Genomic DNA, 14446 nt, shown 5'->3' with positions numbered 1-14446 from the left:
TAACAGAGAACTCATTCAGAATTGGTTTGTCTAATTAAATCTTCTACAATGTATCACCAGACAAAAATCCCATTTCTATATTGAAGTGGGATTTTTGCGTCCAAAAACTAGCATTAATGCTCAAGAAATCATAATAGAGGTGCATGATGAAAAAAGTCATTCTTTCAATGTTTTTATCCCTATTCTTTCTTATCATTTTACCAGGCCAAAGCCAGGCGGCAGCTAACCAATCTAAGATCATTTTAGACGGTCAGAAAGTGATTTTGCCTTCTGATGTCCAGGTTACGGTAATTAATGAGCATGTTATGATCCCAATTCGTGTTGTTGCTGAGAATCTGAAGTTTAGAGTGGATTGGGATCAAAAATCTCATTCTGTAAAAATCCAGCAAAATTCAAATATAATTTCTTTACACGTTGACCAAAGAGAAGCGAAGGTAGCAGAGAAGCCCGTCATACTGGATATCGCTCCTCAAATTCTGAATAAAAGTGTAGTCGTTCCTATACGCTTCGTAAGTGAAGAGATGGGACTCGCGGTGAGTTGGGACAATAAGGATAAAATTGTATATCTGACAAGCAACAACAATGATTCTGCGCAAACTGAAGATTCTACTCCCCATTCAGAAAACAATGAAAAAGTATTATCGTTAAAACATATCAACGAGATTAAGTTTTTGAATAACCAACTCGTTGTAAGTATGGATGGAAAAGTTACCCCAATCATATCAGATTTAAAAGACCCTCATCGAATTGTTGTTGATTTACCAAATACAACGTTTGGTGATTTATCTCAACCATTGGATACAGGATCTATGGGTAAATTGGATGTTCGTGGTCAACCCAATGTATCGGAAGTGAGATATTCGTTATTTGATCGTGATCCAGATCAAGTCAGAATCGTGATTGAATTAATACAAGCTAGTGTAATTCACGTTAATCATGAATTTATCGGTGATCAACTGGTTATTGATTTAAACGATACCAGTGATTTCGAATCTCCTATTCAAGCGCCCTCTGCAGGTGAGCAGGTGAGAAAGATTGTAGTGATCGATCCTGGACATGGAGGAAGTGATCCGGGGACGACAAGTATCTCTAAGAAACATGAGAAAGATTTTAATCTTGCTTTATCTCTGAAAGTACAAGAACTCCTGTTGAAGGAGCCTGAAATCGAAGTATTGATGACCCGCGATACCGACGTGTACCCAACCCGAACGGAACGTGTGCAGTTCGCCAATAAAATAAATGCCGACGTATTTGTATCTATACATGGAAACAGTGTTCTCGAGTCTCCTCAAGCCAATGGTACAGAGACTCATTATTATCAGCGAAGCAGCAGTAAAGAGCTGGCTAATGCGATTCACAAGCGATTAATTAAAGCGATCGGGCTGAAAGACCGCGGTGTAAAAGATAGCAGTTTGCAAGTCATCAGAGAAACGAAGATGGCTGCTGTCCTATTAGAAGTTGGATTCCTGAGCAATATCTCCGATGAAAAAGCGATGCTATCCAATACCGTACAATACAAAGCTGCTCAAGCCATTGTCGATGGAATAAAAGAATATTTGAGCATCAGGTAAGTAATACAGGAATATGGGACCGAACACATTATATCGGCAACGAGCCCATATAGAGCAAATTGCGCCCTTTGGGATTTCCTGCTATACTTTTCGCATGTATTTATGATTGGGGGTTTTACTGTTGGCAACGCTGAATTGCTCATTTGCTAGGAAGTCCTCATGCAAAGCCTAATCTAGGGCGATACTTTGCGTGGGGTGCGATAGAATGAATTCGATCGCCCAAACTTACTTTATCGTTTCTAATAACGGGCTTTGCACCTTATGATTTTTTTATTAAATATAAGGGGCTGAAGAGCTATGAGTACACCATTTATTAGAAACCATCAATATAACATTATTACGAAGCAAGCGGAATTTCTTCAGAAAACGCTGCGAACCGTCGCGGATCGGAGAGTCTTGGAGACGGTAAGATATCGTGCAGCTACGAATATTATTGAAGCATTTCCCGGTCTGACAAAGGATCAGCAGCGAATGCTGGAGCAGATATCGACCTTCGAGACGGCATTTGATTTCCAGAGATATCTTAGCGCATTGGAACCATATCTGGAACCATATCCACCGATTACACTGAAGCAGATTCAGAAGCTATTCCCTAAAAATAAAAAGTTGAAAATACCTGATCTGGGATCCATTGACTTTCGATATGTGACGTATCTGAGCTGGGTAGATATTGCCACGAACAAATTATTCATTGTTTATCCGTTCGAAGGACAGTTTATCGGCATCGAGGGAAGAATTACGCCGACACACAAGAAAGGTTACTGCCTGTTCTGTAATCGTCATCAAGAGCTTGCCTTCCTCACGGTGAAGACTAAGCCTGCGAACGCTTTACCGGATCATTATTCTTCCATTGGACAATATGTTTGTATGGAGAACCAAGGATGTAATCAGAGTATTACGGATACAGCTGCACTGGAGAAGTTCATTCTCTCCGTTCGTAAATAACACTAGTTTTAAACGGCTGCCCATACGGCAGCCTATTTAATTTTTTGATTTTAATGAAAAGTCACACCTGATGCTTCACCCAGGTGTGGCTTTTCGCGATATGGATCCGATATTTCCATGAAGTCAAACCGTCATCTTCACCCATGATAATATCGTATCTAAGATTATTGGAAGAATAGGCGAATTTCAATTATAATAGTAACTTCAATATAGGATGATAACAGGGAAAGAGGGAACGAATGCCTACTATACTGGTTGCTGACGACGATGCGAACATTCGCGAACTCGTTTGTTTATTTCTACGTAACGACGGATTCTCTACGGTCGAAGCCGCTGACGGCAAGGAAGCACTGACTGTCTACGCCTCAACTGCTGTCGATCTTGTCGTGCTCGATATTATGATGCCGATCATGGATGGGTGGACGTTATGCAAGGAACTCCGAAGAGCCAATCCTGATCTTCCGTTACTAATGCTGACTGCACGAGGCGAGACATGGGAGAAAGTAAAAGGGTTCGATCTGGGAACGGATGATTATTTGACGAAACCATTCGATCCGCTTGAGTTAACAGTTCGTGTTCGGGCATTGCTCAAACGATACCGGATTGGCTCTACGCAGACGATCAAGTTCGGCAACGTCACCCTTGACCGGCAGACTTATAAAGTGATACGAGGGACGGAATCGTTCACGCTCCCGCTTAAGGAGTTCGAATTACTGTATAAGCTCGCAGGCACACCCGGGCAAGTCTATACGCGGGAGCAGTTGATTGATCAGATTTGGGGGATCGATTACGCAGGCGACGATCGAACGGTGGACGTACATATCAAACGCCTTCGCGAAAGGTTCGCGACGACACCTGATTTTCGGATCGAAACGGTGCGCGGGCTGGGGTACCGGCTTGAGGTTCACGAATGATCAAATCTTTATATATTCGTGTTGTTCTGACATTTCTCGTCTCCGTTATCGCTGGCACAGTCATTGCTTTTTATGCGTCTACTTGGATATTCGAAGACAAATTGAACCAGAATGCGCAAATCAATTTACGCAACTTTGGTCAAGACGTCATCCGGATTTATAAGACGCTTCCGTTACCCGAAGCGGACGCGTTCGTGAGTGAAATGAAGCAGCTCAATTCCTATTATATTCGGATTTACGAAGCAACAGGCCAGTTTCAGTCATACGGTAAACTTAACGGACATAAGCCTGCTGCTGTGACGATGGACAATCTCAAGAAAGTCATCGATGGAGGGGTTGTTCAGGACACGCCGAATGGGATTGCTACGGTTCTCTTAGGGTTGCCGTTGAAAACGGAGATGGGAACGAAAGCGATGTTTTTGGAAACGCTCGCCCCCCCATCTGCCTCTTTTGTCATCAAATGGGGATTGACCTTTGCAATCAGTTCGTTGATAGCAGGAAGCCTATTGATTCTTATCGCCTCCGTATTCCTGGTCAGACCGATCAAAAAGCTGACAAAAGCGACTAAACGTATCGCATCTGGAGATTTCAATATTAATTTGAATATTAAACAGGCGGGTGAGCTGGGAACGTTGGCTCGAAGCTTCGAAGAAATGATGCATGATCTGCAGCAGCTCGAGCAGATGCGCAGGGAATTCGTAACGAACGTGTCGCATGAGGTACAATCTCCGCTCACATCGATATCCGGTTATGCGCTTGCCCTTAAGCAAGTCAATCTCTCAGATCAGGAACGAAGCCGGTATCTGGACATTATCATCACGGAAGCGCAGCGGATGTCCAAAATGAGCGACAGCTTACTCAAGTTGAGTTTGCTCGAATCACAATCACAGCAGCTTCGTCTAGTCACGCTCAGCCTGGATGAACAGATCCGTCGGGTTATCGTGGCGCTTCAGCCGCAATGGTCTGCGCGTAATATTCATTTCGACCTCAATTTGAAAGCCGTCCGATTAATGGCAGATCATGATCTATTAAATCAGGTCTGGACGAACATCATCGGCAATAGTATTAAATTTTCCATGGATGGCGGCATCATTAACGTCAGCATCAAACAAGATATCAAATACGTGATCGTCCGAATATCCGACACGGGTATTGGTATTTCCTCGGAGGACCAGAAGCGTATATTCGAGCGGTTCTTCAAGGCAGATCGTTCCCATAGTCGTAAGTATGGCGGCAGCGGTATGGGTCTTGCCATCGTGAAGCAAATCATTTCGCTGCATCAAGGCGACATTCGAGTGGAGAGCGAGCCTGGTCAAGGAACGACATTCTTTGTCACTTTGCCAATTACAACCTCAATTGAGTAATTCAATTGTACGGCTTCATGCGCAAGCTTTCTTGCGTGTGAAGCCTTTTATTTTGGGTCAGTTCATATTCCGTTCATATTGTCGTCATGGGGAGTACATCTTCGTCAGATAAGCTTCTTTTAACGGCTTCTTATTCAAGACAGCCCAATATAGAGAAGAGGGACAGGAGTAGATGAACATGAAACCAATAGAAGAGGTAACGAAAAAAAGGATGCGTAAGCCGCTGCGTATTTTACTCAAAACCTTAGGCGCCATAGCCATAGCAATCGTGCTTTTTCTAGCCATTGTATTTCTCGTGAATGTTTTCGCAACAAAATCGGATCAAGCAAAAATCGTGCCGTACGGTCAACACGTGTCTGTGGACGGAAAAAATATGAATGTGTTAATTCAAGGCGATGGCAAGGAAACGATCGTGCTTCTGCCTGGTTATGGAACCGCTGCACCGGCGCTTGATTTTAAGCTGCTAATCGATGAACTATCTCCATATTATAAAGTTGTTGCCGTTGAGCCTTTCGGTTATGGATTAAGTGATGGAACTGAAAAAGATCGAACCACAGAGAATATCGTAAGTGAAGTTCATGAAGCGCTACAGCAGCTTAACATTAACCAATACATTCTCATGGGCCACTCGATTACAGGCATTTACGGCATTAATTATGTGAACAAATACCCTAACGAGGTGACTGCCTTTGTCGGAATCGATAGCAGTGTTCCAACTCAACCGGGTATGGATGTTAAATTCCCATTAAAAACGTTTGCATTTCTTAAAAAATCAGGTCTCCAAAGATTGATGGTCAATTTTGGTAGCAGTCCCTATGCTGGACTCCCATTTGATGATCGCACCGTAGAGCAGATGAAAATGATATCGAATAAAAACTCGAATAGCTCCACGATGTTGAATGAGATGGACCATATTTCTTCCAATTTTAAAGGAGCTCAAGGTTTAACCTTCCCAAAAGACCTTCCGCTTCTACTCTTTGCACAAGCGGATAATCAAGGTGTACCCGGATGGATCCCTCTGCATGAAGGGCAGATCAAAGATTCGGTACATGGAAAATTAATCACAATGGATGGATCGCATTATCTGCACCATACCAAATTCAAAGAAATTGCTGAAGACGTTAGAGCATTTATGAAAGAAGCAAAATAAAAAGAGCGAATGGAAAGCCGTCCTTTGGAATGGCTTTCCATGGTTTTATATAATTCGGCAGGTGTCTGGGTCTATTGATGAAAGAGAGGGACACAAATGAGATTATTTGAAATACTTTTAGTTCTATCCTGTTTTGCTTTACTACTCGATTTATTGTTTATTAAAAGAAGCGCACAGAAAACAGGAGTGCTTCTGAGTATAGGAAGCAGCGTTATATTCGTAGTTCAATTGTTGGTTGAGGGGTACAGATGGCAGCTGCTTTTGGTATATATGATGACGGCTCTATTCATACTCATCGTGTTATTCAGGCATTCAAAAAAGATGGTGAATATAAAAATAGGGAAGCCGTTGAAATATAGTTTATCTTCCATCATCGTCATTTTACTTGTTGTATCTACCAGCTTGTCTGTATACTTGCCTGTCTTTCATTTGCCGAAGCCTGATGGGCCAGACAAGGTGGGGACGCAAACATTTCATTTTACGGATCAAAACCGAGATGAGGTCTTAACTGAAGATCAAAGCGATAAGAGGGAGCTAATGGTTCAAATTTGGTACCCTACTGAAAATAAGAAGAACAACAAGAGTGAAACGCTTTTTCCAAAAGATAAAGGAATGTTCAAAAAGTATATTCAGACATACGCTAATTCTTTAAACCTTCCCGATTTTGTGTTCGATTACTGGAAGTATAGTAGAACCAACTCTTATGAAAATGTAGAAATATTACCTTCTACTAGTCCTTATCCCTTAGTGCTGCTATCTCATGGCATGGGAACCAGTAGAGTTCTGCATGCATCACAAGCTGAGAATCTTGCCAGTCATGGGTTTATCGTGGTCACAATCGATCATACGTATAGCACCTTTGCTACCATTTTTCCGGATGGTCATGTAACGGACTATAAAACAAAGATGACAACAATAGATGATCGTAAAAGAATTGGGGATATATGGACGAAAGACGTAGAGTTTGTAATCAATCAAATTGAAAAGCTGAATTCAGGTGCAATCGAAAGTCAATTTAAAGGGAAAATAGATTTAAATAACCTAGGCGTGATGGGGCATTCTTTTGGGGGTGCAACGGCGTTTAATACAACTTATTTAGATCATAGAATCAAGGCCGGGATCAATATGGACGGGTCACTATTTGAAGTGGAAAATAGAGATGCTATCAACAAGCCGTTTATGTTCATAAGATCGGGAAGTTTTAAAGACTGGTTAGTAGATTTTAAAAATGATAAAAATTCGGATAATGAAATAAATAAACAACTTTCAGATGAGCTGCACATTATTAAAAATGTTATCAATCAGGGGGGAAGTGCGATTTATGTAGAAGGAACCCAGCACTTCAATTTCACGGACCTTCAATTCTATTCTGAGTTGATTAAACTGACGGGGATAACAGGAGATATAAATGGTAAAAGAGGCTCAAGCATCGTAAATCAATACGTACTCGATTTCTTTAATAAGCAACTGAAAGGAACGGGTGGAAATCTGATTCAGGGACCGAACGATATGTATCCAGAGGTGAAATTTATAAAGCCGGAAGACCTTTAACCGATCATGTCCGACTGCGTAAAAATAATAATCATGATGATCAAAATATGAGGAGCCATCGTTTTTCGCTTTTGCACTGTTTATTGCCATTGTTTATATTGTTAACAACAATTCGGAGCAAGATCAAATAAACCTAGTCAAATCCTCCATGCTACGGCGTCATGTTCAAGCTTCATTGCACGTGACGCTGCAGCATTTTTTTTACTTGTTCATGCTCCGTTCATATTGCCGCCATTGGGAGTACATATTCGTCGTATAAGCTATTTATTACGGCGGTTTAAGATAGTCCAATAAACAGATAAAGACAGGAGAAGATGAGAGTGACACAAACAGAGGAAATGAAAACGAAGAATGGAACGAAATTAAAGAAAGCACGCAATATTTTGCTTAAAATCTTAGGAGCAATTGTGATAGTCATTGTTCTTTTTCTAGGCATTGTTTATTCCGTTAATGTGATCAGTAACCTCTCGGAGCAAAAGAGAATAGAGCCCTATGGTCAGCATGTATCAGTAGACGGGAAAAATATGAATGTGTTGATTCAGGGAAATGGCGAGGAAACCGTCGTGCTACTACCTGGTTATGGAACAGCAGCACCTGCCCTTGATTATAAGCCGCTAGTGGAAGAGCTATCTCCATTTTATAAAGTCGTCGTGATTGAGCCTTTTGGTTATGGATTAAGTGATGTAACCGAAAAAGAACGAAGCATAGAAAATATTGTGAGTGAGACTCATGAAGCGCTGAAGAGTCTTTATATTGACCGATATATTCTAATGGCCCATTCCATTTCAGGCATTTACGGACTCGATTATGTGAACAAGTATCCAAACGAAGTAAGTGCATTTGTCGGAATCGATAGCAGTGTTCCAACGCAAGGCGGTACGGATGATGAATTTCCGACAGAAACTTATAAACTACTCAAAAAATCAGGTTTCTTCAGATTGCTAATGAAACTAAGCCCTGACCAACTTGTTACACCAATAGTTGATGATGAAACAAAAGAACAAATAAGAATCCTTTCTCTCAAAAACATGTTTAACCCGAACATCTTGAATGAAGGCGAAAATTTTAATCATAATTTTAAAGCAGCTCAAAATTTAACTTTTCCTAAAAATCTTCCTGTTATTTTCTTTTTGCAAGCGAATGATACAGAGACTGAAGGATGGATACCACTGCATGAAGAGCAAGTCAAAAATTCTGTACATGGAAAAGTAATAACAATGGAAGGAGACCATTACTTACACCATACGAAATATAAAGAAATCACTGAAAACTTTAGGGAATTTATGAAAGATATAAAATAATCGTTCACTTGACATGTCATCGTTTGGTGTCCTACACTCATTTGGACAACAAAAGGTGTCCTATTTGGTTAGTATGAAGTTTACTCGTTTGTATTACAGGAGATATTGATGAAAAGGTGGGGGGGATTATGAACGTAAAAAGCCAAGTAAGGGATGTGTATGACGCTGTTGCCGATCCAACAAGGCGGAAATTACTCCAAATGTTGGCAGATGTTGAGGAATTACCCCTATATGAAATAACGGTTCATTTTCAAATGGGTCGTACTGCAGTTTCTAAGCACTTGGCTATCCTTAAAGATGCTGATCTTGTCCTTGCTCGAAGGGTTGGTAGAGAAACGAGGTATCGGTTGAATGCCGCCCCACTCCAAGAAATTCAAGATTGGGTATCATTTTACGAAGGATTCTGGAAAGATAGAATTGGGGAGAACTCTAAAAATGTTTTGAAAACACAGTATTATTATGATGAAGAAAGGTGTCCTTGATGACAACTAGTAGATTGAATCCTAAGGTTGATGAATATATAAGTAAATCTAAAAAGTGGAAGAAAGAGTATGAGAAGTTGAGAAATATCGTTCTTGACTGTGAGCTGACCGAAGAATTTAAGTGGATGCATCCTTGCTACACGTTTGACAATAAAAATATCGTTTTAATACATGGATTTAAAGAATATTGTGCGCTTCTGTTTAACAAAGGTGCCTTGTTACAGGATACCCATCGGATTCTAATCCAACAAACGGAGAATGTACAGGCGGCGCGTCAGATTAGGTTCACAAATGTTCAAGAAATCATTGAAATGGAAACCATTTTGAAGGCCTATATTTATGATGGCATTGAAGTTGAAAAGGCTGGTTTGGAAGTGAATTTCAAAAAGAATACAGAATTCATAGTTGCTGAAGAATTTCAAAATAAATTAGATGAAATTCCTGCCTTGAAAACTGCTTTTGAAGCGTTGACACCCGGACGGCAAAGAGCATACCTTCTTCATTTTTCTGGACCCAAGCAATCCAAAACCAGGGAGTCAAGGGTAGAAAAATGCATGCCGAAAATTCTGGATGGAAAAGGATTAAATGATTAGATTTAAATGAAGAATTTTTTAATAATAATGAAAAAGCTCAATTTCCCTATTCATTTCTGGAGAAATTGGGCTTTTAGTATTGAAATTTTCTTATTCTTATTAATCCTTATCTTTCTGAAGGTACCCGAAAAGAAGTTTTTTTGTTCGTTAAAAAGAGGCTGTAAACCTTGTTCCAATCAGGAAAATCGGAGCATATCCGGAAATTCAAATAAACTTTTTGCAAATTAGGGATTGAAACCGCTTTATCAATGTAATATAATTTTATTACGATAATAAATTATTATAACGATAATCAAAAAAACACATAAAGCAAGCAGGGAAGGAGACAGATATTATCCATGAACGAAAACCAGCAGTTTCTTGAGAAATTTTTCCCGATTGCTTCATTTATCGCGGCCATTATTGGACCCAAGTGTGAAGTGGTTGTGCATGATATCAGCGACCCGGAAAGATCGATTATCTTTATTGAAAACGGTCACATCAGCGGGCGCAAAGTTGGAGACGCCTCCACCGATCTGGTTCTTAAACTGTTGAAAGCGGAAGCATATCGGGAAGAGCAGTTTATTGCCAACTACAAGGCTTCGGGCAAACTGGGTCAAAGCTTCAGATCATCCACCTTTTTTATAAAAAATGACGAGCATGAGCTGGTGGGACTGATGTGCCTGAACATTGACATTACCCATATGGAGGTCGCTGCGGAATGGATTCAGCATATTTTGCAGGGAGGCTCGCTGTTACCGCCATCTGCGATTGAGGCGCCTCAGGAGGACAAGCAGGCCAAGGAATATTTACAGGGAAACGCGGATGATTTGCTTCAGCATATGATCACATCGGTACTTAGCAAAATAACAATTCCGGCTGACCGGTTATCTCCGCAAGAGAAAATTGAGCTTGTGCGGGAATTGAACGAGCAGGGCGTATTTTTGCTGAAAGGCGGCGTATCTCAGGTGGCAGCATCATTATCGATATCAGAGCCTACTGTGTACCGTTATTTGCAAAAGCTGAAATAATTACGAGCATGTACATGTACGATCAAGGGAAGGTGACATCATGAAATATAATTTTGACCAAATCATCAGCAGATTCGGCACGAATAGCGCAAAGTGGGATGGCATGGCCCAGTCCCTGGGAAGGGATATGATCGCACTTTCGGTAGCCGACATGGATTTGCCTGCGCCACCGGTCGTGGTGGAGCGGATAACGGAGATGGCAGGACACGGAATATACGGTTATACGGATCCGTTCCCCCCATACTTTGAAGCTGTACAAGGATGGCTGTCCAAAGCCTACGATTGGCAAGTGCCGCAGGAATGGATCGTATTTTGCCCGCGGATTGTACAGGCCGTGTCGGTTATTATTCAGAAATTGACGGAGAAAGGAGACCGTATTTTAGTCCATACCCCGGCCTATCAGCCTGTTGCGAAGGCGGTTTCGCTAAATGACAGACAGCTGGTGCAAAGCCCGCTGCAGCTCGTCAGCGGCCGGTATGAGATTGATTTTGAAGACATGGAGCGTCAGATGAGTGAGGGTGTAAAAATGGTCATGCTGGTCTCCCCGCATAACCCGACGGGAAGGGTATGGACGATCGATGAGCTGAAGCGGATCTGTGAGTTGTGTATAAAATATGATGCACTTATCGTATCCGATGATATTCATGCGGATTTCATCCATGCAGGCCATGAACATACTGTGATTGCCAAGCTATCGGATGAGGTGGCAGACCGTTCGATCATCTGTACTTCTCCAGGAAAAACCTTTAATCTCGCAAGTCTGGAAATTGCCAACATTATCATTCCTAACGGGCAGCTGCGGGAACGCTTTAGGGAAGGATTGCAGCAGGCAGGCATTCATAACCCGACCTTTTTCTCCGTGCCGGCCTTGGAAATGGCCTATACGGCAAGCGATGAATGGCTGGACGAGCTTCGCACTTATATTACGGACAATATCGCTTATACGATGGATTTTATAAAGGCGCAGATGCCTGAACTCAAAGTTATTCAGCCTGAAGGAACCTATTTATTGTGGGTGGATTGCACAGCCTGCAGCAGTGATGAAAGCGGTTTAATTGAATGGATTCAAGAAAAGAGCAGGGTAAGTGTGAGCTACGGAACCTCCTTCGGGGCGGACGGTGAGGGCTACATCCGACTGAACGTTGCTGCTCCAAGGCCTCTTCTACAGGAGGCTCTGCAGCGTATGGCGGATCACTATCCTTTACACCAGAAGTAGTCAGCAATTCATTTTATCCCAGGGGGAATACAACGATGACTGAGCCAAATAAGGTAAAACACATCAAGGAACCAACGCTGTTTTTGGCTTTACTTCCGATTATTACGATGGTCGTGCTGCTGTGCTTAGGATATGTGATGTTCGAGCTACCGCCAGAACCGCTTATTATTGCGTCAACGGTTGTCGCAGGGATCATTGCGGTTAAACTGGGCCACAGCTATAACGATATATTAAATTCCATTGCTCAAAAAATCGCCAAAACGATGCCGGCCATTCTGATCCTGATTACCGTAGGATTCATGATCGGCGCATGGATGGTGGGCGGTACGATCCCGATGATGATTTATTACGGGCTCAAAATTATTAACCCGCAGTTTTTGTTAATTACCGCATTTTTGGTGACATCGGTCGTATCGGTCTGTACAGGTACATCATGGGGATCGGCGGGCACGATCGGGGTCGCATTTATGGGCGTCGGCGCCGGGTTGGATGCGAATCTGGCAGCCGTTGCGGGTGCGGTTGTAGCCGGTGCCTATTTCGGTGACAAACTATCGCCGCTGTCGGATACAACGAATATTGCCTCTCTGTCTACCGGAGTGAATCTGTATGAGCATATTGGACATTTGCTGTATACGACACTGCCTTCGTTTATCGTAGCTGGAATTGTCTATGTGATTACCGGTCTGAACACGCATGCATCCGGCGTGGGTGTCCCTGAAAAAGTGGGTACCGTCATGGATACCCTAGGCATGATTTACCATTGGAATTTGCTGCTTATCGTTCCGATACTCATCGTGTTATACGGCTCGATCCGAAAAAAACCAACACTACCGGTCATGCTGCTGTCCTCAGCCTTTGCGATGGCCAATGCATTGATATTCCAAGGTTTCTCTCTGCATGATGTCGTAAGTTCTGTACTGAACGGATTCGACATCACGATGGTTCACGTGAAGGGATTTGATCCGGCTGCGGTCATTCCGGATGTGCCGAAGCTTCTGAACCGCGGTGGAATGAACTCCATGATGGGAACGCTGTTAATCTGTTTCAGTGCTATCACGTTTGCAGGCACGATTTCGCTCACGAAATCGCTCGAGCTGATTGTGAACAAAATCCTGAAGCATGTACGCTCCACAGGTTCGCTGATCGTGGCGACAATTGTAACCGGTTTAACGATGATTGGCGTCACAAGCAACGGTCAGGTTTCGATTTTGATGCCTGGAGAAATGCTGCGTGAGGCGTATATCCGTCGGGGATTGCATCCGAAGAATCTCGGGCGGACGGTCGAAGACTCCGCAGCGATAACAGAACCGATTCTGCCTTGGACTGCAGCAGGTGCATATATGGCCGGTACCCTAGGCGTCGCAACGCTTGCATATTTGCCATGGGCAATGCTGTGCTGGACAGGAATTATTTTCGCTACGATCTGGGGCTTTACCGGATTTGGGATCGCCAAGCTGACACCGGAGCAGCAAGAGGAAATGTTAAAAGAGTATGACGGACAGGGTGGAGGAGAAATGAACCCGAAGCCAACCGCAGCTGCAAAAGCAGCGCAAGCCAATTAACGACGCCATTGATATGCTCAAGCAGGTATTTGCAAAAATTCGGGTTACGGCTGCCTGAATGTTGAAATGTCTTCCTAGTCGCATCGCTGACCGGATTTTTGCAATGACAATAACTATATAAGCGTTTATTAGCGCGAACAAGGAGAGAGAAACCATGACAACACAAGAGAGACATACTATTGCAACAACCGAAGCTCCTGGAGCGATCGGCCCCTATTCCCAAGCGGTTCAGCTCGGAAATATGCTGATCACTTCCGGTCAGCTCGGAATGGATACAACCGGCGAGTTTCCAGCTTCGGTGGAAGAGCAGACTCAGCGCTCACTGCTCAATGTGAAGGCGATCCTGGAATCTGCAAACTTTAGCATGAATCATATTATAAAAACGACAGTGTTTTTGCAGGATATGAATGACTTCCAGAAGGTTAATGAAGTGTATGCAACATTCTTTGAAGAGCCTTATCCGGCACGAAGCGCGGTACAGGTAGCCAAGCTGCCAAAGGGCGGGCTTGTGGAGATCGAGGTTATCGCCGTGAAAGCTTAACATCTTGAAGTAATGATCCCCTCCAAAAGACAATAGGTAAATAAAAAGAGCCGTCCCAAGAAAACGTTGATAACGATTCTCCGGACGGTTCTTTTTTGCATGGGTATCCACTGTTCTCAACGGAGTTCCAAAGCACTATACTTGTAGTCGCTTGCCTAAATTAGATATCGCTGTATTCGTCTAAAGTATCAGATGACAAATCATACCATTGTAACAAGGAATTGAGAAATTTGTTGGATAGAAATG

13 protein-coding genes are annotated in these 14446 nt (G+C 42.7%); all 13 read left to right on the top strand.

Annotated elements, in window-relative coordinates:
- Window positions 1-143 precede the first annotated feature (143 nt).
- The 13 genes from KJS65_RS08515 to KJS65_RS08455 all read left to right on the top strand — a co-directional run bounded on the left by KJS65_RS08515 (window position 144) and on the right by KJS65_RS08455 (window position 14200).
- Complete coding sequence (locus KJS65_RS08515) at window positions 144-1571, top strand: N-acetylmuramoyl-L-alanine amidase family protein (protein WP_244864438.1); 1428 nt, start codon at window positions 144-146, stop codon at window positions 1569-1571.
- Window positions 1572-1868: 297 nt separating this feature from the next.
- Window positions 1869-2516 carry a FusB/FusC family EF-G-binding protein gene (locus KJS65_RS08510; RefSeq protein ID WP_213649439.1) on the top strand — a complete coding sequence of 216 codons (648 nt, stop codon included), beginning with the start codon at window positions 1869-1871 and terminating at the stop codon, window positions 2514-2516.
- A 239-nt stretch (window positions 2517-2755) separates the two neighbouring features.
- Entirely contained in the window at window positions 2756-3430 is a 675-nt protein-coding gene (locus KJS65_RS08505) for a response regulator transcription factor (RefSeq protein WP_213649438.1), read from the top strand.
- Window positions 3427-4794 (top strand): sensor histidine kinase, encoded by a 1368-nt coding sequence (locus KJS65_RS08500; protein WP_213649437.1) that lies wholly within the window; start codon window positions 3427-3429, stop codon window positions 4792-4794. The genes KJS65_RS08505 and KJS65_RS08500 overlap by 4 nt, the downstream gene beginning before the upstream one ends.
- 178 nt (window positions 4795-4972) lie before the next feature.
- Entirely contained in the window at window positions 4973-5944 is a 972-nt protein-coding gene (locus KJS65_RS08495; RefSeq protein ID WP_213649436.1) for an alpha/beta hydrolase, read from the top strand.
- Between the two features lie 96 nt (window positions 5945-6040).
- Window positions 6041-7495: an alpha/beta hydrolase family protein gene (locus tag KJS65_RS08490; RefSeq protein WP_213649435.1), complete on the top strand. Its 1455-nt coding sequence runs from the start codon at window positions 6041-6043 to the stop codon at window positions 7493-7495.
- A gap of 314 nt (window positions 7496-7809) precedes the next feature.
- Window positions 7810-8796, top strand: a complete 987-nt coding sequence (locus tag KJS65_RS08485) for an alpha/beta fold hydrolase (RefSeq protein WP_374706144.1) — start codon at window positions 7810-7812, stop codon at window positions 8794-8796.
- Between the two features lie 128 nt (window positions 8797-8924).
- Window positions 8925-9278, top strand: a complete 354-nt coding sequence (locus KJS65_RS08480; protein ID WP_213649433.1) for an ArsR/SmtB family transcription factor — start codon at window positions 8925-8927, stop codon at window positions 9276-9278.
- Complete coding sequence (locus KJS65_RS08475; protein ID WP_213649432.1) at window positions 9278-9871, top strand: YdeI/OmpD-associated family protein; 594 nt, start codon at window positions 9278-9280, stop codon at window positions 9869-9871. Before KJS65_RS08480 ends, KJS65_RS08475 begins: the two co-directional genes overlap by 1 nt.
- 338 nt (window positions 9872-10209) lie before the next feature.
- Entirely contained in the window at window positions 10210-10881 is a 672-nt protein-coding gene (locus KJS65_RS08470) for a helix-turn-helix transcriptional regulator (protein ID WP_213649431.1), read from the top strand.
- A gap of 40 nt (window positions 10882-10921) precedes the next feature.
- Window positions 10922-12097 (top strand): MalY/PatB family protein, encoded by a 1176-nt coding sequence (locus tag KJS65_RS08465; protein WP_213649430.1) that lies wholly within the window; start codon window positions 10922-10924, stop codon window positions 12095-12097.
- Between the two features lie 35 nt (window positions 12098-12132).
- Complete coding sequence (nhaC, locus tag KJS65_RS08460; protein ID WP_213649429.1) at window positions 12133-13659, top strand: Na+/H+ antiporter NhaC; 1527 nt, start codon at window positions 12133-12135, stop codon at window positions 13657-13659.
- Between the two features lie 154 nt (window positions 13660-13813).
- Window positions 13814-14200 carry a RidA family protein gene (locus KJS65_RS08455; protein WP_213649428.1) on the top strand — a complete coding sequence of 129 codons (387 nt, stop codon included), beginning with the start codon at window positions 13814-13816 and terminating at the stop codon, window positions 14198-14200.
- The last annotated feature ends 246 nt before the right edge of the window (window positions 14201-14446 follow it).

Origin of the sequence: Paenibacillus sp. J23TS9 (genome assembly GCF_018403225.1) — a bacterium.
In the GTDB taxonomy this organism is placed as follows: domain Bacteria; phylum Bacillota; class Bacilli; order Paenibacillales; family Paenibacillaceae; genus Paenibacillus_AQ.
This window is presented reverse-complemented; position numbering and strand designations above follow the sequence as displayed.